General features: G+C 71.9%; 16 protein-coding genes. 7 read left to right on the top strand and 9 right to left on the bottom strand.

Going from position 1 to position 18,768, the window contains the following annotated elements; translation table 11 throughout:
* Window positions 1-499: 499 nt before the first annotated feature.
* The 4 genes from proC to AB0L71_RS25670 form a co-directional block, all read right to left on the bottom strand.
* Complete coding sequence (proC, locus tag AB0L71_RS25685) at window positions 500-1,309, bottom strand: pyrroline-5-carboxylate reductase (protein WP_365247193.1); 810 nt, start codon at window positions 1,307-1,309, stop codon at window positions 500-502.
* 73 nt (window positions 1,310-1,382) lie between these two features.
* Window positions 1,383-2,195 (bottom strand): methyltransferase domain-containing protein, encoded by an 813-nt coding sequence (locus tag AB0L71_RS25680; RefSeq protein WP_365247191.1) that lies wholly within the window; start codon window positions 2,193-2,195, stop codon window positions 1,383-1,385.
* A gap of 75 nt (window positions 2,196-2,270) precedes the next feature.
* A complete protein-coding gene (locus AB0L71_RS25675) occupies window positions 2,271-2,801 on the bottom strand; it encodes a hypothetical protein (RefSeq protein ID WP_365247189.1) in 531 nt (176 codons plus the stop codon).
* A 94-nt stretch (window positions 2,802-2,895) separates the two neighbouring features.
* On the bottom strand, window positions 2,896-3,225 hold the full coding sequence (locus tag AB0L71_RS25670; protein WP_365247187.1) for an SH3 domain-containing protein: 330 nt from the start codon (window positions 3,223-3,225) through the stop codon (window positions 2,896-2,898).
* Between the two features lie 123 nt (window positions 3,226-3,348).
* Between AB0L71_RS25670 and AB0L71_RS25665 the strand changes: the two genes are divergently transcribed.
* The gene (locus tag AB0L71_RS25665; RefSeq protein ID WP_365247185.1) at window positions 3,349-5,571 is read left to right on the top strand and encodes a PQQ-binding-like beta-propeller repeat protein; all 2,223 of its coding nucleotides are present in this window, start codon (window positions 3,349-3,351) and stop codon (window positions 5,569-5,571) included.
* Between the two features lie 32 nt (window positions 5,572-5,603).
* Here the strand turns inward: AB0L71_RS25665 and ilvD are convergent, their stop codons facing one another.
* The 3 genes from ilvD to AB0L71_RS25650 form a co-directional block, all read right to left on the bottom strand.
* Window positions 5,604-7,454 (bottom strand): dihydroxy-acid dehydratase, encoded by a 1,851-nt coding sequence (gene ilvD / locus AB0L71_RS25660; protein WP_365247183.1) that lies wholly within the window; start codon window positions 7,452-7,454, stop codon window positions 5,604-5,606.
* Window positions 7,455-7,623: 169 nt separating this feature from the next.
* Window positions 7,624-8,451, bottom strand: coding sequence for a sugar phosphate isomerase/epimerase (locus AB0L71_RS25655; protein WP_365247181.1), 828 nt, complete (start codon window positions 8,449-8,451; stop codon window positions 7,624-7,626).
* A gap of 91 nt (window positions 8,452-8,542) precedes the next feature.
* Window positions 8,543-9,490, bottom strand: a complete 948-nt coding sequence (locus AB0L71_RS25650) for a Ppx/GppA phosphatase family protein (protein WP_365247179.1) — start codon at window positions 9,488-9,490, stop codon at window positions 8,543-8,545.
* Between the two features lie 40 nt (window positions 9,491-9,530).
* Here AB0L71_RS25650 and AB0L71_RS25645 point away from each other — a divergent pair, with 40 nt between their 5' ends.
* Window positions 9,531-10,382, top strand: coding sequence for a hypothetical protein (locus AB0L71_RS25645; protein WP_365247177.1), 852 nt, complete (start codon window positions 9,531-9,533; stop codon window positions 10,380-10,382).
* 124 nt (window positions 10,383-10,506) lie between these two features.
* Here AB0L71_RS25645 and AB0L71_RS25640 read toward each other — a convergent pair whose 3' ends face one another.
* Window positions 10,507-12,462, bottom strand: a complete 1,956-nt coding sequence (locus AB0L71_RS25640; RefSeq protein ID WP_365247175.1) for a hypothetical protein — start codon at window positions 12,460-12,462, stop codon at window positions 10,507-10,509.
* A gap of 189 nt (window positions 12,463-12,651) precedes the next feature.
* On the opposite strand from AB0L71_RS25640, the gene radA reads away from it, so the two are divergent.
* Together radA and disA are read left to right on the top strand one after the other, a co-directional pair.
* Window positions 12,652-14,064, top strand: a complete 1,413-nt coding sequence (radA, locus tag AB0L71_RS25635) for a DNA repair protein RadA (protein ID WP_365247173.1) — start codon at window positions 12,652-12,654, stop codon at window positions 14,062-14,064.
* An 80-nt stretch (window positions 14,065-14,144) separates the two neighbouring features.
* The gene (disA, locus tag AB0L71_RS25630) at window positions 14,145-15,269 is read left to right on the top strand and encodes a DNA integrity scanning diadenylate cyclase DisA (protein WP_365247171.1); all 1,125 of its coding nucleotides are present in this window, start codon (window positions 14,145-14,147) and stop codon (window positions 15,267-15,269) included.
* Between the two features lie 22 nt (window positions 15,270-15,291).
* On the opposite strand, the gene AB0L71_RS25625 is transcribed toward disA, so the two are convergent.
* Window positions 15,292-16,098 (bottom strand): hypothetical protein, encoded by an 807-nt coding sequence (locus tag AB0L71_RS25625; protein WP_365247169.1) that lies wholly within the window; start codon window positions 16,096-16,098, stop codon window positions 15,292-15,294.
* Window positions 16,099-16,274: 176 nt separating this feature from the next.
* Between AB0L71_RS25625 and AB0L71_RS25620 the strand changes: the two genes are divergently transcribed.
* The 3 genes from AB0L71_RS25620 to AB0L71_RS25610 all read left to right on the top strand — a co-directional run bounded on the left by AB0L71_RS25620 (window position 16,275) and on the right by AB0L71_RS25610 (window position 18,764).
* Entirely contained in the window at window positions 16,275-16,916 is a 642-nt protein-coding gene (locus AB0L71_RS25620; protein ID WP_365247167.1) for a phosphatase PAP2 family protein, read from the top strand.
* Between the two features lie 145 nt (window positions 16,917-17,061).
* A complete protein-coding gene (locus tag AB0L71_RS25615; protein ID WP_365247165.1) occupies window positions 17,062-17,964 on the top strand; it encodes an A/G-specific adenine glycosylase in 903 nt (300 codons plus the stop codon).
* A 176-nt stretch (window positions 17,965-18,140) separates the two neighbouring features.
* A complete protein-coding gene (locus AB0L71_RS25610; RefSeq protein WP_365247163.1) occupies window positions 18,141-18,764 on the top strand; it encodes a SigE family RNA polymerase sigma factor in 624 nt (207 codons plus the stop codon).
* Window positions 18,765-18,768: the final 4 nt, after the last annotated feature.

Here is an 18,768-nt window from a genome sequence, read left to right as displayed (position 1 = left end):
ACTCTATCAGACTCTTTCGTGTCCGATTCCCGGTCGAAGCGGGTCAATCATTTTCCGCCTTCCGGTTCCTCGCTTTCGCGATTTCCCTTTCGGCGAGTCCGACTCTATCAGATCCTTTCGGGCCTGATTCCCAGTCAGTTGGGTTTGTCCTCCCGGCCGTTGGGCCGTTCCGACGAGTGAGACCTTAGCGAATCCGGGGCCTGGACGCTAATCGAGGCCTACGTTCTTCGAACGCAGATTCTTCATTTCGCGCACATGCACGGAAAGCCGAGCGACGAGTGTCGCCGACCACCTGTGGTTGTTGCGAAATGGCTGTCCGGGGACCGACCTTGGTCGGCGCTCACGTCGGACAACTCGGAGAACATTACGGATGCGGGGACGCGGTGTCAACTCCGGGTCTGTCGGGTGGGGCGAAGCGCCGACGCGGCCCACCGCTGGGGTCGTCATACGGCGGTGGGCTCGCGAGGATGCAGCGCTGATCAGGGCCGTCGGGTGACCGTCAGCCGTTGCCGGAAGCGAGTTCGCGGCTGCGGTCGCGGGCGGCTTCGAGGGCGGCGATGAGGGCGGCCCGTACACCGTGGTTCTCCAGCTCGCGGATGGCACTGATGGTGGTGCCCGCCGGGCTGGTGACGGCCTCGCGGAGCTTGACGGGGTGTTCGCCGCTGTCGCGGAGCATCACGGCGGCGCCGATGGCGGCCTGGACGATCAGGTCGTGGGCCTGGGCGCGGGGCAGGCCGAGCAGGATGCCCGCGTCGGTCATCGCCTCGACGAGGAAGTAGAAGTACGCGGGACCCGAGCCGGAGAGCGCGGTCGCCGCGTCCTGCTGGGACTCGGGGACGCGCAGGGTCTTGCCGACCCCGCCGAAGATCGCTTCGGCGGAGGCGAGGTGCTCGGTGGTGGCGTGGCTGCCCGCGGAGATGACGGACATGCCCTCGTCGACGAGGACAGGGGTGTTCGGCATGACGCGTACGACCGGGGTACTCGCGGTGAGGCGGTCCTCGATGAAGGCGGTCGTGATGCCCGCCGCGGCACTGATGACGAGGTGGTCGGCGGTGACGTGCGCGGCGAGTTCGTCGAGGAGCCGGCCCATGTCCTGGGGCTTGACGGCGAGGATGAGGATGTCGGCGCGCTCGGCGGCCTCGGAATTGCTGACGGAGTCGACGCCGTAGCGATCGTGGAGTTCCTTGGCACGCTCGGGGCGGCGGGTGGTGACCAGCAGGTTCGCCGGGCGCCAGCCCGCCCGGATCATTCCGCTGAGCAGGGCCTCGCCGATCTTTCCGGTGCCGAGGACGGCAACTGTCTGGGTCATGCGGTTCATCCTCCGGGCGGTACGCGGTTCTTGTGCGTCGTGCTGACGTCTCCGCTGTTTGTGCTCGTCTGCGTCATCCTCGCACCGGGGCCGGGCGGAGCCCCACGCTGAGGTCGACCACGTAGCTCTCCTCGACCGTGCCGTCCGGAAAGAGCTCCGCCAGCCGGTCGCGTTCCTCGGTGAGGAACCGGTGCGTGCCTTCTTCGCCGAGGACCAGGAAGGCGGAGTGGCTGGCGAGGTTGGCGAGGTGGGTGTCGAGGGACACCCGGCGGGTCCAGGGCACCGTGCGGTGCCGGAAGTCCAAGTCGGTGGGCAGGTCGCGGTTGCGCACGGGCGAGCCGTGGGCGCTTTCGTCAGCGCCGAAGAAACGACGGAGGCGGGCGTCCTGCTCGGCGATCCAGGGGACGGAGTGGTCGGAGACGTTCCACCAGAGGGCGAGCGCGCCGCCGGGGCGCAGGACGCGCAGGGCCTCGGCGGTGGCGCGGCTCCGGTCGGTCCAGTGCCAGGACTGGGCGTAGGTGATCAGGTCGGTGGAGGCGGTGGCGAGGGGAAGGCGGTTGCCGTCCCCGCGCACGACCGGGACGTACGGGAGTGCCCGGTGCAGTTCCGCCACCATCCCGGGGCCCGGTTCGACCGCCACGACCAGGGCGCCCCGATCGTGGAGCAGGCGAGTGGAGATGCCTGTGCCCGCGCCGACGTCGACGGTCCGGGCGCCGCGCAGGGGGCGGCCGGCCAGTTCCTCGACGGCGTCGAAGAGGGCGGGTGGGTAGCCGGGGCGGGCCGCGGCGTACTGGGTCGCGGCCCGGTCGAAGGAGAGGGCGCGGGATGCGGGGGTGGGCGCGAGCTGGTGGGAATCCGGGACGGGGGCGGAGCCGGAAGCAGTCATGAGGTCATCGTGGCGCGCGGCGAGGCAGCTGTCCGGCGTTTCTGTGCCGGGCCGGCCGTGCCCGCGCCGGTGGGTCTACTTCCGCTTGGGGCGCTTGCCCTTGGTGGCCTTGCGGGCTGCCGGGTTTCCGGTGCGGGCCGAGCGGCGCTTCGTATAGCGGGTCAGGGCCGCCTCGTACTCCGTGCGGCGCAACTGCTCGCCCGGTGCCTCCTTGAACGTACGGAGGAAGTACGCGATCAGCGAGCCGACGAAGCCGATGGTCCTGAGTCCGCGCAGACTGGCCTCGCGCGCCGGGTCGGTCGGACGGCGGCTGAACCCCTGCCAGGTCTTGCCGAAGGCGACGGCGCTGCAGATGCCGAACATCAGGACGACCAGGATGCCGAGGAGATCACCGGTGCCGGCGATCTCCAGGCCCTGGAAGGCGAAACGCAGGACGAAGCAGGAGGCGACCGCGGCCGCGAGGGAGCCGACCGCCGCCCCGACGCGCCGCAGCCCGTAGCCCCCGTCGTGGTCGACCCAGGTCGTACCGAAGAAGGGCAGGGGCTCGGGCTGCGGGCCGGGCGTGCTGCCGGTGCCAGTGCCGGAGGCTTCGCTGTTCTCGCTCACGGGGTCGATTATCCCTGGGCGGTCACGGTCCCGGCCGGCGTCCCCGTCGCGTCGGCCGCGTCCTCCCGGTCGTGGGACCCCGGCAGCGTCCAGGTCAGTCGCAGCGCGGGGCGATGTAGCCGTCGCTGCCGGTGTGGACGTAGGCGTCCGAGACGAACTCGCCGTTGGCGATGTTGTCCCAGATGTTGGAGGTGCCGTAGGGGCCGGTGACGCGTTCACCCGGCTTCTGGCAGTAGACCGGGACCTTCATTCCGTACGGGAGCGTCCTGACGATGCTGTACTGCGTGCCCGGTCCCTTGCGGACGTTGACGCGGTAACCCGGTGCGATGGGGTACCGGGTCACGTCGTCGGTGGCGGCGAGCGCGGCCACCTCCTCGGCCGTCTCGGTTCCGGTGGTGTCGGCGGTGTGTTCTTCCATGGCCATGTGGCCCTCCCCCGTCGAGAGTTGGTGGATACGACGCGCAGGCTACAAGCCCCACTCGTATCGCACACACCATCGACTAGGCTCCGTGCGTCGCGCTTGCGGACGAACACACGGGGGTGGGCGATGCCGCCGCTGCGAAGTACCGGAACCAGTCCGGAAGCGGAGCATCCGGAGTACGCCGGTCCTTACCGGCTCGAGGCATGTCTCGGGGCGGGCGGCATGGGTGTCGTGCACCTCGCTCGGTCCGCCTCCGGGCTGCAGCTCGCCGTCAAGATCGTGCACCGGCACTACTCCACAGACCCCGAGTTCAGGGCGCGCTTCCGGCAGGAGGTCGGAGCGGCGAGGCGAGTCAGCGGGGCTTTCACCGCACCGGTCGTCGATGCCGACCCGGACGCCGCACGGCCCTGGATGGCCACTCTGTACGTGCCCGGCCCGACCCTCTCCGACCAAGTGAAGCGGAACGGGCCGATGGCTCCCGCCGAACTGCGCAGGCTGACGGCGGGACTTGCCGAGGCGCTGCGTGACATCCATCGGGCCGGTGTGGTCCACCGTGACCTCAAGCCGGGCAATGTGCTGCTCTCCGACTCCGGGCCCAAGGTCATCGACTTCGGCATCTCCCGCCCGTACGACAGCGATCTGCGCACCGAGACGGGCAAGCTGATCGGCTCGCCCCCCTACATGGCGCCGGAGCAGTTCCAGCGCCCGCGCGAGGTCGGGCCCGCCGCGGATGTGTTCGCCCTGGGGGCCGTACTCGTCCACGCGGCGACCGGCCGGGGGCCCTTCGACTCCGACAGCCCGTACATCGTGGCCTACCAGGTGGTGCACGACGAGGCCGATCTGACCGGGCTGCCGACGGATCTGGCACCGCTGATCGGGCGGTGCCTGGCGAAGGACCCGGCGCGACGGCCCGCCGCGGACGAGATCATGACGGCGCTGCACCCTCCTTCCTACGACGCCAGCGCGTTCGTACCGGCGCAGCGGCGACCGGCTGCCGTCGAGGAATGCCCGGTGACGGAAACGGACGCGAACACGCATGTGGGTGCCGGCGCGGCGGTGCGGGCCGGGAAGGCGACCGGGAGTGGCGGCGCCCGGCGGTGGACGGCCGCCGCGGCGGCGCTGCTGGTCCTGGGGGCCGGGGCGGTGTGGGCCGCCGGTGCGGCGGGCAGGTCGAATGGGTCGGGCGGGTCGAGCGGCGCCGGTACGTCGGGGAAGCCGGACGTCTCGAACGGCTTGTCGGCGTTCACGCCGTGGCGGACGCCGCTCCCGGGCGCGGACGGCACGGGTTCAGCCGCGGGCGGTGCGACGCCGGTCTGCACCTCGGCGGGCGGCTCAGGAGCCAAGGACTCCGGCCCGGCTTCGGCCCTGTACTGCGCGGCCACCGGTATCGGCGCGGCCCGGTTGGACCCCGCGGACGGGCGGGTGCTGTGGTCCCGTCGGGCCTCTGCCGGGGACACGTCCTCCGTCGGTGCGGTGTCGGCCTCCGGCGGTCTGGTGCTCACGGCGGAGCCCGGCGGCAAGGTCCGGGCGTACGACCCCGACGGGGGCGCGCAGGTCTGGGACAAGGGCCTCTCCCCGTACGTCGGCACTCCCTTCGTCGCGGGAGACACGTTGTTGCTGACCGGTGAGGGCGGCGCGACCGAGGGGCTGGACTCCGCGACCGGGAAGTCTCTCTGGCGGCATCCGCTCGCCGGGCACCAGCGGCCGGACTTCGCGCTGTACGACGAGGGATCGGGGCTGGCGTACGCGTTCGAGCACTCGGCCTACGGGTCCACCACGCTGGTCACGGCCGTCGAGGCGGCGACGGGGCACCGGGCCTGGCAGCGGCGGCTGGACGGCATGCTCACTCCGGTCGGGACCTCGGGCGGTGCGCTCGTACTGACGTCCATGAACGGGGATTCCCAGACTGTCGGGCTCGTCCGCTACGACCCTGCGCACACACGCGTCACGCGGGTGGCACTGCCGTTCCGGATGAACGAACCGGAGGTCGTGGTGGGCGGGGGCACCGCCTATCTGCTGGCGCACGGCGGGGCCCTGGTCGCCGTCGACGTGCGCCCGGCCGCCGACGGCGCCGTCCGCTGGCAGTTGGAGACGGCCGCCGGTCGGACGTCGGCGCCCGTTCTCGCCGCCGGGAACCGGCTGTACTTCTCGGCGGCGGACGGGCGGCTGCTCGCCGTGGACACCGAGCGCGGGACGCTGCTGGGTCAGACGGGCCCCAGGCTCCGGAACGGGAAGCTCAGCTATGCCTCGGAGCTGCCCGCCCCCGTCGCCGCCGGCCAGACCGTCTTCGGGACCGCGCCCGACGGGTCCGTGTTCGCCGTCGACGGAAAGGACCCCGCTCACTGGTGAGAGCGGGGTCCGGCGTCTGCTTCGGCGTCCGGTCAGCCGAGCTTGGACACGTCCCGCACCGCGCCCCGGTCCGCGCTGGTTGCCATCGCCGCGTAGGCGCGCAGCGCCGCACTGACCTTGCGGTCGCGGTTCTTCGGCGCGTACACGCCGTTCAGCGCCTCGCGGCGGGTGGTCAGCTCGGCCTCGGGAACGAGCAGCTCGATGGAACGGTTCGGGATGTCGATCCGGATCCGGTCGCCGTCCTCGACCAGCGCGATGATGCCGCCCGACGCCGCCTCAGGCGAGGCGTGGCCGATGGACAGGCCGGAGGTGCCGCCGGAGAAGCGGCCGTCGGTCACCAGGGCGCAGCTCTTGCCGAGGCCGCGGCCCTTCAGGAAGGACGTGGGGTAGAGCATCTCCTGCATGCCGGGGCCGCCGCGCGGGCCCTCGTAACGGATGACGACGACGTCGCCCTCCTTGATCTCCTTGCGGAGGATCTTGTCGACGGCCTCCTCCTGGGACTCGCAGACGACCGCCGGGCCCTCGAAGGTCCAGATCGACTCGTCGACGCCCGCCGTCTTCACGACGCAGCCGTCCTCGGCGAGGTTCCCCTTGAGGACCGCGAGGCCGCCGTCCTTGGAGTAGGCGTGTTCCAGGTCGCGGATGCAGCCGCCCGCCGCGTCCAGGTCGAGAGTGTCCCAGCGCTCGGACTGCGAGAAGGCCGTCGCGGAGCGGACGCATCCGGGGGCCGCGTGCCACAGCTCGACGGCCTCGGGCGACGGGGAGCCACCGCGCACGTCCCAGTCCTTCAGCCATTCCGCGAGGCCGGCGGAGTGCACCGAGTGCACGTCCTCGTTGAGCAGCCCGCCGCGGTGCAGCTCACCGAGGATCGCGGGGATGCCGCCGGCCCGGTGCACGTCCTCCATGTAGTACGTGCCGCCGGGGGCCACGTTCGGCGCGACCTTCGCCAGGCAGGGGACGCGGCGCGAGACCTCGTCGATGTCGCTGAGGTCGTACGCCAGCTCGGCCTCCTGTGCGGCGGCGAGCAGGTGCAGGATCGTGTTGGTCGAGCCACCCATGGCGATGTCCAGCGCCATGGCGTTGTCGAACGCGGCGCGGGTGCCGATGGAGCGGGGCAGGACCGTCGCGTCGTCCTGCTCGTAGTAGCGCCGGGTGATGTCGACGACCGTGCGGCCGGCCTGCTCGTACAGCGCCTTGCGGGCGGTGTGCGTGGCGAGGACGGAGCCGTTGCCGGGGAGGGAGAGGCCGAGGGCCTCGGTCAGGCAGTTCATCGAGTTGGCGGTGAACATGCCGGAACAGCTGCCGCAGGTGGGGCAGGCGTTCTCCTCGATACGGAGGATGTCCTCGTCCGAGACGTTCTCGTTGACGGCGTCGCTGATCGCGTTGATCAGGTCGAGCTTGCGAACGGTGCCGTCGACGAGGGTGGCCTTGCCGGCCTCCATCGGACCGCCGGAGACGAAGACCGTCGGGATGTTGAGGCGCATCGCGGCCATCAGCATGCCGGGGGTGATCTTGTCGCAGTTGGAGATGCAGATCAGCGCGTCCGCGCAGTGCGCCTCGACCATGTACTCGACGGAGTCGGCGATCAGGTCGCGGGACGGGAGGCTGTACAGCATCCCGCCGTGGCCCATCGCGATGCCGTCGTCGACCGCGATGGTGTTGAACTCGCGGGGCACGGCACCCGCGGCCTTGATGGCCTCGGACACGATCCGGCCGACCGGGGCCAGGTGCGTGTGGCCGGGGACGAACTCCGTGAAGGAGTTGGCGACCGCGATGATCGGCTTGCCGATGTCCTCGCTTGCTACGCCCGAGGCCCGCATAAGGGCGCGGGCGCCCGCCATGTTGCGGCCATGGGTGACAGTGCGGGACCTCAGCTGGGGCATCGTCTCTCGCTCCTTCGACAGAAAAGACTTCTTACGAGGCTACGCCGCCACTCCAAGATCTGGACAGAAAGTCCGGCATGCGAGATGAGGTCTCAGTGGGTGGCGGGGTGCTCGGCACCTCCGGCCGCTTGCCGCCGGGGCCCTCGGGAGCCGGCGGTGCGGCCACCGGTCAGGGGCGTGGCGCCTCGGCCGAGGACGATGCCAGGTGGAGCCGGGTGAAGGCCAGCGCCTCCGCGAGGTCGGCCTCGCGTTCGGCCGTGGACATGGCCCGGCGGGTATTGACCTCGATGACGACATGGCCGTCGAAGCCGGTACGGGCCAGGCGCTCCAGGAGTTCGGCGCAGGGCTGGTCGCCCCGGCCGGGAACCAGGTGCTCGTCCTTGTTGGAGCCCTTGCCGTCGGCGAGATGGATGTGGGCGAGCCGGTCGCCCATGCGGTCGACCATCGCCAGGCCGTCCGTGCGCGCCGTAGCGGTGTGCGAGAGGTCCACGGTGAAGTGGCGGTAGTCGTCGTTGGCGACGTCCCAGTCGGGTGCGTACGCGAGCATCTCGCGGTCCCGGTAGCGCCACGGGTACATGTTCTCGACGGCGAAGCGCACATCGGTCTCGTCCGCCATGCGCCAGAGCCCGGTCACGAAGTCGCGCGCGTAGTTCCGCTGCCAGCGGAAGGGCGGGTGGACGACCACGGTCGTCGCCCCGAGCCTCTCCGCGGCGACGCGGGCCCGCTGGAGCTTCACCCACGGGTCGGTGGTCCAGACGCGTTGCGTGATCAGCAGACAGGGCGCGTGGACGGCCAGGATCGGCACCCGGTAGTAGTCCGAAAGCCGTCGCAGTGCCTCGATGTCCTGGCTGACGGGATCGGTCCACACCATGACCTCGACACCGTCGTAACCGAGACGCGCGGCGATCTCGAAGGCCGTCGACGTCGACTCCGGATAGACCGAAGCCGTCGACAGGGCGACCTTCGCATCCGGGATGCGCACCACTGGTTCTGCCACTGGGACAGCGTACGGGCAGTGCCACCCGGCACCGGGGGACCCAGCGGAAAGTGGGCAGGGCCATGGCGTGCTTCCGGCCGCCCGGCGACGCTCAGCCCTCCCCGGCCCGCTCCGTCGGCATGTGGTCCAGACGGCGCAGGATGACACCCTCGCGCAGCGCCCAGGGGCAGATCTCCAGCTCGTCGACCCCGAAGAGGTCCATGGCTCCCTCCGCGACCAGCGCCCCGGCCAGCAGTTGCGCGGCCCGGCCCTCGGAGACCCCGGGCAGGGTGCCACGCTGCGCGACCGTCATCGTGGCCAGCCTCGGCACCCAGTCCTCCAGCGTCTTGCGGTTGAGGGTGCGCTGCACGTTCAGGCCGTCGGCGGAGCGTGCGGCGCCCGCGATCCTGGCGAGCTGCTTGAAGGTCTTGGAGGTGCCCACGACATGATCCGGGCGTCCGAGGCGGGTGAAGTCCCCCACGCTCCTGGCGATCGTGGCGCGTACGTGACGGCGCAGCGCCCTCACCTCCGTCGGGCCCGGCGGATCGCCCGGCAGCCACTCGGTGGTGAGCCGGCCCGCCCCGAGCGGCAACGAGACCGCGGCGGCCGGCTCCTCGTCCATGCCGTACGCGATCTCCAGCGAGCCGCCGCCGATGTCCAGGACCAGCAGCCGCCCCGCGGACCAGCCGAACCAGCGGCGCGCGGCGAGGAAGGTGAGCCGGGCCTCCTCCACGCCGCTGAGGACGCCGAGGTCGATCCCCGTCTCCTCCCGCACCCGGGCCAGCACCTGGTCGGCGTTGCTCGCCTCCCGCACGGCGGAGGTGGCGAACGGCAGCACGTCCTCGCACCCCTTGTCCTCGGCGGCCTGGAGAGCGTCGATGATCGTCGCCACGAGACGGTCCACACCCTCGGGGCCGATCGCCCCGTCGTCGTCGAGAAGCTCGGCCAGACGCAGTTCCGCCTTGTGCGAGTGTGCGGGCAGCGGGCGGGCACCGGGGTGGGCGTCCACCACCAGCAGATGCACCGTGTTCGAACCCACGTCCAGAACTCCGAGTCTCATACCCGGAACGCTACCGGGGTCTCGGACTTACTCTGGGCGCGTGCCAAAGACGAAAAAGGCGAAGCCGGGCAAAGTCACGAAGAAGCAGAAGACGAAGCAGGAGATGCAGCAGCAGGCAGAGAACGGACCGAACCGGTCCGAGGACGAAACGGGAATCGACTTCGCACGCGCCTGGGTCGAGTTCCCCGACCCCGCGGACGACGAGCAGGTCTTCCGCTGCGACCTGACCTGGCTGACGTCCAGGTGGACCTGCATCTTCGGCAGTGGCTGCCAGGGCATCCAGGCGGGCCGTGCGGACGACGGGTGCTGCACGCTGGGCGCGCACTTCTCGGACGAGGACGACGAGAAGCGGGTGGCGGGCCATGTCGCACGGCTGACCCCCGATCTGTGGCAGTTCCACGACGTCGGCAGCAAGACGGGCTGGGTCCAGGTCGACGACGACGGCGAACGTCAGACGCGGCGCTGGAAGGGCTCGTGCATCTTCCAGAACCGGCCCGGGTTCGCGGGAGGCGCGGGCTGCTCGCTGCACATCCTGGCGATGCGTGAGGGCAGGGAGCCCCTGGAGACCAAGCCGGACGTCTGCTGGCAGCTGCCGATCCGGCGTACGTACGACTGGATCGACCGGCCCGACGACACCCGGGTGCTCCAGGTGTCGATCGGCGAGTACGACCGCAGGGGCTGGGGTCCGGGTGGCCACGATCTGCACTGGTGGTGCACGTCGGCGACATCGGCGCATGGGGCCGGGGAGCCGGTGTACGTGTCGTACCGTCCGGAACTCGTCGAGCTGATGGGCAAGAAGGGGTATGACCGGCTGGTCGAGCTGTGCGAGGAACGCCTGTCCTCGCTGCTGCCGATGGCGCCGCACCCGGCGGACCCGGTCGATCCGGCGTGAGGGACGCGCCGGCGTGACGGACGCGCCGGCGTGACGGACGCGTCGGCGTGACGGACGCGCCGGCGTGACGGACGCGCCGGTGACCGGTCATCACGTCCACGTGGCTCGCGTGGCCCGGCGTGGTTCAGGCCGGTGGAGCGGCCGTGCCCGTCCCCTGACCGGTGGGGGTCGACGAGCCGGAGGGCACCGGATCCGACGGGGACGGTGCGGGATCCGACGCGGACGGTGCGGAGTCCGTCGGGTCGGGGGTGGGGCCGGCCGACTGCGTGGGGTCCGGCGAGGACGTCAGCGAAGCGGACGGTACGGGCGCCCCCGGGGCGTCGGACTGCGGGGGCTGGACCGAGGGCCGCGGAGTCCAGGGCGGCCGTGCCGTCGTCCCGTGGCCCCGGATCGCGACGGCCGAGGCCCAGGGCGCGAGGGCGATGTGCGCGCTCCAGCGGCCGGCCGGTTCCTGCCGGGGGTCCACGACGACGCGAACCGTGGTGCTCCTCCCCTCGGCGAGCGTCCCCGAGGAACTGCTGAGGCGCAGCCAGGACGCGTTCGCGCGGGCCGACCAGGCGACGGGGGCGCTGCCCGTGGCGGTCAGGCGGATCAGTGTCATGCCCCCGGACGAGCGGGCCTCGACGGCGACCCTCCCGCTGCCGCCGCGCACCGGACCCGGGCCGACCACCTCGACCGAGACGTCGGGACCGCCGCCGTCCTCGGGCCCGGAGCCGGGTCCGGGGCGGGCCCGGCCCGCGTTCTCGTAGCGGTCGTCCGCGGTGCCCTCGTGATCGTCGCGCAGGTCCGTCCCGGTCGCCGCGACCGAGGCCCCGGCGTGGCCCTCGCCGGTCTGCGGTGCGCCCCGGTAGGCGGTCCACAGCGCGATCACCGGGGCGGCGACGACCGTCGCCAGCACCGTCGACGTCACGAACCTGGCCCGCATCCGCTCCCGGCGTGCCGCATGGTCCTTCGGGCCCATGGGGAAGCCCGCCCGGTCGAAGCGCGGGCCGCCGGAACGACGGCGCTGGGCATGGACCATCGCGACGTACGCGGACGGCCGGGGCGCCTCGACGACCGCCAGCGCGGCGGCCGGTGTGAAGGGAGCACCCGGCCAGGGCCCCTGGGCGCCGACCCGCTCGGCGGCCCGGCGGCAGCGGGGGCAGTCGTCGACATGGCGGACGAGTTCGCGGCGCAGGGCGGCGGAGAGCAGGACACGGCTGCCGACGGCGAGCCGGGCGGCGGCGGGGCAGGTGCCGCTGTCGAGGACGGCGAGGGCCGCGCGGGTGCGCTCCACCTCGCAGGCGGCCGCGGCCAGGAGTTCGCGGGCGGTCGCCGGTTCGAGGCCCAGGACGGAGGCGACGGCGCGCGGGGCGAGACGGTGGCGCACGGCGAGTTCGAGGGCCTCGCGCTGTTCGGGGGTGGTGCCGGCGGCCTCCGGCCAGACCAGCCGGGCGAGTTCACGGCGGTGCGCCTCGGTGGCGGCTTCGGATACAGCGGGTGGTCGGTCCTCCGGAGTGGCACCCGGCGTGACGCGGGTCTCCTGCGCGCCGGAGGCCGGGGGCGTCCGGCGGACTGCGCGCGCCCCCTGGGGGGCCGTCCCGCTCGGCGGCTTTCCCCCGGGCCCCGTCTGCACCCGCTTCGTCCCCTGCCCGGACGCCCCCCTTGTCGACGGCCTCCCCGCCCGGTGGCCGTGCTCCCGGCTGCCTTGTTTCCGCTCGACGGGCTTGCGCTCGGCCGACCTGCGCTCGGCGAGCTTGCGCAGACACATCCATCTGGCCAGCGCGTACAGCCAGGATTTACGTTCCTCCTCGCCTGTCGGACACCGGCCGTCCTGCCGTTCCGCGACCGCGAGCACACCACCGAGCGCCTCGGTGGCGGCGTCGTGGTCACAGAGCACGGAGAGGCAGTAGGTGAACAGGCCGTCGAGATGCGGCTCGTATCGTGCGGGGGGCCACCGCGCCGAAGACTGCGTCGAGGAGCGCGGCGCACGGCGCCACGCCCGGTGTACACCGGTGGTGTGCGTGGGAGGCCCCAGTCTGCTGCTCGTCACCTGGCGACCGTAGGCAGCACGGAGCACGCCTTCGCCCCCCTTCTGCATATTTAATTCTTCCGGGTGAACGTGCCGCTCGGATGAGGACAGGGGGCGCTCGCGCCGGCGGACAGGGCTCCTCGCGGCCCCGGAAACACCCGGCCGGTACGGGCCGTAGCCGGGGCGCGCACCCGCTGCGGGCGGCATCGGCGGACCGCGCCCGGCGGCACTGTCGGACCCCACCTATACGGTTGCGCCATGGCTGCCCGTACGAAAACCGCGAAGGACCGGCCGTCCTACCGCTGCACCGAATGCGGTTGGACGACCGCCAAGTGGCTCGGCCGCTGCCCCGAATGCCACGCGTGGGGGACGGTCGAGGAGCTCGGCGGCGCCCCCGCCGTGCGGACCACCGCGGCCGGCCGGGTCAGCACCGCAGCGCTCCCCATCGGCCAGGTCGACAGCCGGCAGGCCACCGCCCGGTCGACCGGCGTCGGTGAGCTGGACCGGGTGCTCGGCGGCGGTCTCGTCCCGGGTGCCGTCGTGCTGGTCGCGGGCGAGCCGGGCGTCGGGAAGTCCACGCTGCTGCTCGACGTGGCCGCGAAGGCGTCGAGCGACGACCACCGCACCCTCTATGTCACCGCCGAGGAGTCCGCGAGCCAGGTGCGGCTGCGGGCCGACCGGATCCGGGCGATCAGCGACCACCTCTACCTCGCCGCCGAGACCGACCTGTCCGCGGTCCTCGGCCATCTGGACGCCGTCAAGCCGTCGCTCCTCATCCTGGACTCCGTGCAGACCGTCGCCTCGCCCGAGATCGACGGCGCCCCGGGCGGCATGGCACAGGTCCGGGAGGTCGCCGGAGCGCTCATCCGGGCCTCCAAGGAACGCGGCATGTCGACGCTGCTGGTCGGCCACGTCACCAAGGACGGGGCGATCGCCGGACCGCGGCTGCTGGAGCATCTCGTCGATGTGGTGCTGTCCTTCGAGGGCGACCGCCATGCCCGTCTGCGGCTCGTACGCGGTGTCAAGAACAGGTACGGCGCGACCGACGAGGTCGGCTGCTTCGAGCTGCACGACGAGGGCATCACCGGCCTGGCCGACCCGTCCGGACTGTTCCTCACCCGCCGCGACGAACCCGTGCCCGGCACCTGCCTGACCGTCACCCTGGAGGGCAAGCGGCCGCTCGTCGCCGAGGTGCAGGCGCTGACGGTCGACTCCCAGATCCCGTCGCCCCGGCGCACCACCTCGGGCCTGGAGACGTCCCGGGTCTCGATGATGCTGGCCGTTCTGGAGCAGCGCGGCCGGATCAGCTCGCTCGGCAAGCGGGACATCTACAGCGCGACGGTGGGCGGTGTGAAGCTCTCCGAGCCCGCCGCCGACCTCGCGGTCGCGCTGGCACTGGCCAGCGCGGCAAGCGACACCCCCCTCCCCAAAAACCTGGTGGCGATCGGCGAAGTGGGGCTCGCGGGCGAGGTCAGAAGGGTGACCGGGGTCCAGCGCAGACTGGCCGAGGCCCACCGTCTGGGCTTCACCCACGCGCTGGTCCCCACCGATCCGGGCAAGGTGCCGGCCGGTATGAAGGTCACGGAGGTCGCCACCATGGGCGACGCGCTGAGCGTGCTGCCGCGCCGTTCTCGTGCCCAGGCCCCACAGCAGGAGAACGCGCGCCGGTAGACTTTGCCCTGGTCTCACCCGTCCGTACGAACGGCTTGAGGGACGCAAGGGCACCGCAAACCTGTGACCGGAGGAGTGCAGTGGCAGCCAGCGACCGGGCAACATCGCCCGGAAAGTCCGGCCAAGGCACCGGTAACGAGGCGCTCATGCGCGCCTCGCTGAGCGCCGTCGCGCCCGGAATGGCGCTGCGGGACGGCCTGGAGCGCATCCTCCGCGGAAACACCGGCGGTCTGGTCGTGCTCGGCATGGACAAGACCGTGGAATCGATGTGCACCGGCGGATTCGTGCTGGACGTGGAGTTCACCGCGACGCGCCTGCGTGAGCTGGCCAAACTCGACGGGGCGCTGATCCTCGACAAGGACATGACGAAGATCCTGCGCGCCGGTGTGCAGCTGGTCCCGGACGCCTCCATCCCCACCGAGGAGACCGGCACCCGCCACCGCACGGCGGACCGGGTCTCCAAGCAGTGCAACTTCCCGGTCGTGTCCGTATCGCAGTCGATGCGTCTGATCGCGCTGTACGTGAACGGGGAGCGCCGGGTCCTGGAGGAGTCCGCCGCGATCCTCTCCCGCGCCAATCAGGCCCTCGCCACCCTGGAGCGGTACAAGCTCCGCCTCGACGAGGTCGCGGGCACGCTCTCGGCACTGGAGATCGAGGACCTGGTGACGGTCCGGGACGTCACGGCCGTCGCGCAGAGGCTGGAGATGGTCCGCCGGATCGCGACCGAGATCGAGGAGTACGTCGTCGAACTGGGCACCGACGGCCGGCTTCTCTCGCTCCAGCTCGACGAGTTGATCGCGGGCGTCGAGCCGGAGCGCGAGCTGGTCGTGCGCGACTACGTGCCGGAGCCGACCGCGAAGCGGTCCCGTACGGTCTCCGAGGCGCTGACCGAGCTCGACGCGCTCTCCCACACCGAGCTGCTCGAACTCGCGGTCGTGGCACGCGCGCTGGGCTACAGCGGCTCGCCGGAGACGCTGGACTCCGCGGTCTCGCCGCGCGGCTTCCGGTTGCTGGCGAAGGTGCCCCGGCTGCCCGGGGCGATCATCGACCGGCTGGTGGAGCACTTCGGCGGTCTGCAGAAGCTCCTTGCGGCCAGCGTGGACGATCTCCAGACGGTGGACGGGGTCGGCGAGGCGCGCGCCCGGAGTGTGCGCGAAGGACTCTCGCGACTGGCCGAGTCGTCGATTCTCGAACGGTACGTATAGCCGCCCGGGGCCCTGGCCCCGCTCAGTCCTTGGCGAGGACGAACGAGGCGCGCTGCACCGGTACGCCCGGCATCTTCGCCTCGACCAGGTACGTACCGGCCCCCGCGGACCCGGCGGCGGGGGTCGCGCAGTGCGGGGAGCTCTTCCTGCGGTCCCACTCCACGGTGTGGACGACGGTGGAGCCCGCCGGGAGCTTCAGCAGCACGCCGTCCGTGGCGCGCGGGCAGTCCTTGGAGGACCACACCTCGAGGTCGTCGCCACCGGCCTCGGTGATGGTGAGCACCGTGTTCTTCGGCCCGAAGTCGGCCTTGCAGGTGGTGGACGAGGCGTTCCTGGCCACCAGTCGGAACTCCGGCTTCTGGTCGGGGCCGTAGCTGAGTGCGGTGCTCAGGCTCAACTGAACGGCGCCGGCGGCGCAGTCGGGGAGCGTGGAGCCAGCGGGGACCTGCTCCCCGGTGGTCGTGCCCTCGGCACCGGACCCGGTGTCCGCTCCTGATCCGCTGCCGGTCGCCGTGTCGTCGGCGCCGGTCCCGTCGCCGGAGCCCGCCTCGGAGCTGCTCTCGCCCTCGTCGCCGGAGTTGTCCGACTCGTCGCGCCCGCCCGGCTGTTGGCTGATGGCCGGACCCGACACGGAGGGTCCGGGGGTGATCGAGCGGACGGGATCCGCGCCGCCGGACCGCGAGTCGTCCGTCTTCCCCTGGTGACCACCGGAGGTGACGGCCCATACGATCAGCAACGCGAGCAGCGCCACCAGCGCCACCGCGACGGCCCTCCGTCGCCAATAGATGCTGGAGGGAAGCGGCCCGATCGGATTACGCAGAGATCCCACGGTCCAAACTGTACGAGAGATCGGCACCGACTCCGGCCCTATCCGCCTCCCGGCCCGAAGTTTTGCCGATCATCATCTCGGGACGTCCGCTCCGGAGCGGCACAGGCGCCCGCATCGCGGCGGCCCGGTGACCACCCGGACGGACCCGCCGGCCGCGTTGCATACCCTCTGTCCCCATGGACAGTTCATTCACCGCCCCGCTCTACCGGGACATCACCGACTTCGCGCATGACATGCCGTCATGGACGCAGCACCTGGCCGAGATCTGGACGGAACTCGGCCTTCTGGTCTTCGGCGTCCTGTTCGTCACCGGGTGGTGGCGTGCACGCCGGGCGGACGACGGCGCCCTGGCACTGGCGGTGCTCGCACCGGTCGCCACCGCCTTTGCCTATGTGTGCAGTGAGGTGCTCAAGTCGATAGTGGACGAGGAGCGCCCGTGCCGGTCGGTCGCCGGGGCTGCGGTCTCGCTGGTGCCGTGTCCGCCGACGGGCGACTGGTCGTTCCCCAGCAACCACTCCGCGATCGCCGGCGCGGCCGCCGTCGCCCTGGCGATCGCCCGGCCCCGGCTGGCCTGGCTCACCGTGCCGATGGCGCTGCTGATGGCCTTCTCGCGGGTCTTCGTCGGGGTGCACTATCCGCACGACGTGGCGGCCGGTCTGCTGCTGGGCGCGACGGCGGCGGCCGGTGCCGTCGCCGTGCTGCGCCGCCCCACGCGGTCGCTCGTCAGGACGGTACGGAGCAGCGGCGCACCTCTGGCCGTCTGGGCGTCCGGGCCGGGCACGACAGGCCGGTCCCGGCGGCGGGCCGCACGACGTTGACGAACGGGGGACGTCCGATTGGGCCGGTTGCCGGATTATCGGGGGGACAGACGGGTGGCATTATCACTCCAAGGGCCCTCAGGAGGAGCGACACCACCGTGCGCGGAACCGTCTCCTGCCCTTCCGTGCCAGGATCTGCGATGCGATGACTGCCATGACTGCGACACAGACGCCCCCCACCTCCCTCCACGATCCCGTCATCGGGTGGTTCGAACAGCACGCCCGCGATCTGCCCTGGCGCCGCCCCGAAGCAGGCGCCTGGGGTGTGATGGTGAGCGAGTTCATGCTGCAGCAGACCCCCGTCAGCCGGGTCCTCCCGGTGTACGAACAGTGGCTGGCCCGCTGGCCCCGGCCGGCCGACCTGGCCGCCGAACCGCCCGGTGAGGCGGTCCGCGCCTGGGGCCGGCTCGGCTACCCGCGCCGGGCACTCCGCCTGCACGGGGCCGCGCAGGCCATAACGGAACGGCACGGCGGCGACGTACCGAGCGAGCACAGCCAGCTGCTCGCCCTGCCGGGGATCGGTGAGTACACCGCGGCTGCCGTGGCCTCGTTCGCGTACGGACAGCGCCATGCCGTGCTCGACACGAACGTCCGGCGGGTGTTCGCGCGGGCCGCGACCGGCATCCAGTACCCGCCGAACGCGACCACCGCAGCCGAGCGCAAGCTCGCCCGTGCCCTGCTTCCCGAGGAGGATGCACGTGCCGCCCGCTGGGCCGCCGCGACGATGGAACTCGGCGCCCTGCTCTGTACCGCCAAGAACGAGAACTGCACGCAGTGCCCGATCGCCGGGCAGTGCGCCTGGCGGCTCGCCGGGAAGCCCGCTCACCAGGGGCCCCCGCGGCGCGGTCAGACCTACGCGGGCACGGACCGTCAGGTGCGTGGACGCCTGCTCGCCGTGTTGCGCGAGGCCGTGACCCCGGTGCCCCAGTCGGCGCTGGACGCGGTGTGGGACGAACCGGTGCAGCGGGCCCGTGCGCTGGACGGGCTCGTCGCGGACGGCCTGGTGGAACCGCTGGCCGGCGGCCAGTACCGGCTGCCGCTGAGCTGAGGGGCCGTACCGCCCTTCTCTCCCGCTGTTACACAACCGATGGACAGCCGTGCGTCGGTGTATGGCTGCTCCGCACACCTCCGTGACAACAGCTCCGTAGCGTCCTCGACGTCAGCCCGACCGACCAACGGCTGACAGCGGTGCTACGGGGACCCACGGGGACGGAGGCTGTTGGAATGGCGCAGGGCGAGGTGCTCGAATTCGAGGAGTACGTACGCACACGGCAGGAGGCGCTGCTGCGCAGTGCACGCCGGCTGGTCCCGGACCCGCTGGATGCGCAGGACCTGCTGCAGACCGCGCTGGTCCGTACGTACGGCCGCTGGGACGGCATCGCCGACAAGTCCCTCGCCGACGCCTATCTGCGGCGGGTCATGATCAACACCCGTACCGAGTGGTGGCGGGCCCGCAAGCTGGACGAGGTTCCCACCGAACAACTGCCTGACGCGAGTGTCGAGGACGGCTCCGAGCAGCGCGCCGACCGCGCCCTGCTGATCGACGTGCTCGGCATACTGGCTCCCAAGCAACGCAGCGTCGTCGTGCTGCGACACTGGGAGCAGATGAGCACGGAGGAGACGGCTGCGGCCCTGGGCATGTCGGCCGGTACCGTGAAGAGCACGCTGCACCGGGCGCTCGCGCGACTGCGCCAGGAGCTGGAGAGCCGTGAGGCGGCGAGCAGCCAGGACCGGCTCCACGAGGAGCGGGGCCTCCCGACGGCGGGCCGTGCTCCGGCACCTGCGCGGATAGGGGCGCAGGCGGGCAGAGATCTGGACGAACGGGGGCGGGAGCGGTGCGCGGCCTGAGAGC

The organism is Streptomyces sp. NPDC052052 (genome assembly GCF_040680455.1).
GTDB lineage: Bacteria > Actinomycetota > Actinomycetes > Streptomycetales > Streptomycetaceae > Streptomyces.
The sequence above is the reverse complement of the archived record's forward strand: the minus strand, read 5'-3'. Positions and strand labels throughout refer to the sequence as shown.

Coding starts and splice junctions, on each gene's coding strand:
- proC (WP_365247193.1), bottom strand. CDS start 1,309: ATGACCCAGACAGTTGCCGTCCTCGGCACCGGAAAGATCGGCGAGGCC.
- AB0L71_RS25680 (WP_365247191.1), bottom strand. CDS start 2,195: ATGACTGCTTCCGGCTCCGCCCCCGTCCCGGATTCCCACCAGCTCGCG.
- AB0L71_RS25670 (WP_365247187.1), bottom strand. CDS start 3,225: ATGGCCATGGAAGAACACACCGCCGACACCACCGGAACCGAGACGGCC.
- AB0L71_RS25665 (WP_365247185.1), top strand. CDS start 3,349: ATGCCGCCGCTGCGAAGTACCGGAACCAGTCCGGAAGCGGAGCATCCG.
- ilvD (WP_365247183.1), bottom strand. CDS start 7,454: ATGCCCCAGCTGAGGTCCCGCACTGTCACCCATGGCCGCAACATGGCG.
- AB0L71_RS25650 (WP_365247179.1), bottom strand. CDS start 9,490: ATGAGACTCGGAGTTCTGGACGTGGGTTCGAACACGGTGCATCTGCTG.
- AB0L71_RS25640 (WP_365247175.1), bottom strand. CDS start 12,462: ATGCAGAAGGGGGGCGAAGGCGTGCTCCGTGCTGCCTACGGTCGCCAG.
- radA (WP_365247173.1), top strand. CDS start 12,652: ATGGCTGCCCGTACGAAAACCGCGAAGGACCGGCCGTCCTACCGCTGC.
- AB0L71_RS25620 (WP_365247167.1), top strand. CDS start 16,275: ATGGACAGTTCATTCACCGCCCCGCTCTACCGGGACATCACCGACTTC.
- AB0L71_RS25615 (WP_365247165.1), top strand. CDS start 17,062: ATGACTGCCATGACTGCGACACAGACGCCCCCCACCTCCCTCCACGAT.
- AB0L71_RS25610 (WP_365247163.1), top strand. CDS start 18,141: ATGGCGCAGGGCGAGGTGCTCGAATTCGAGGAGTACGTACGCACACGG.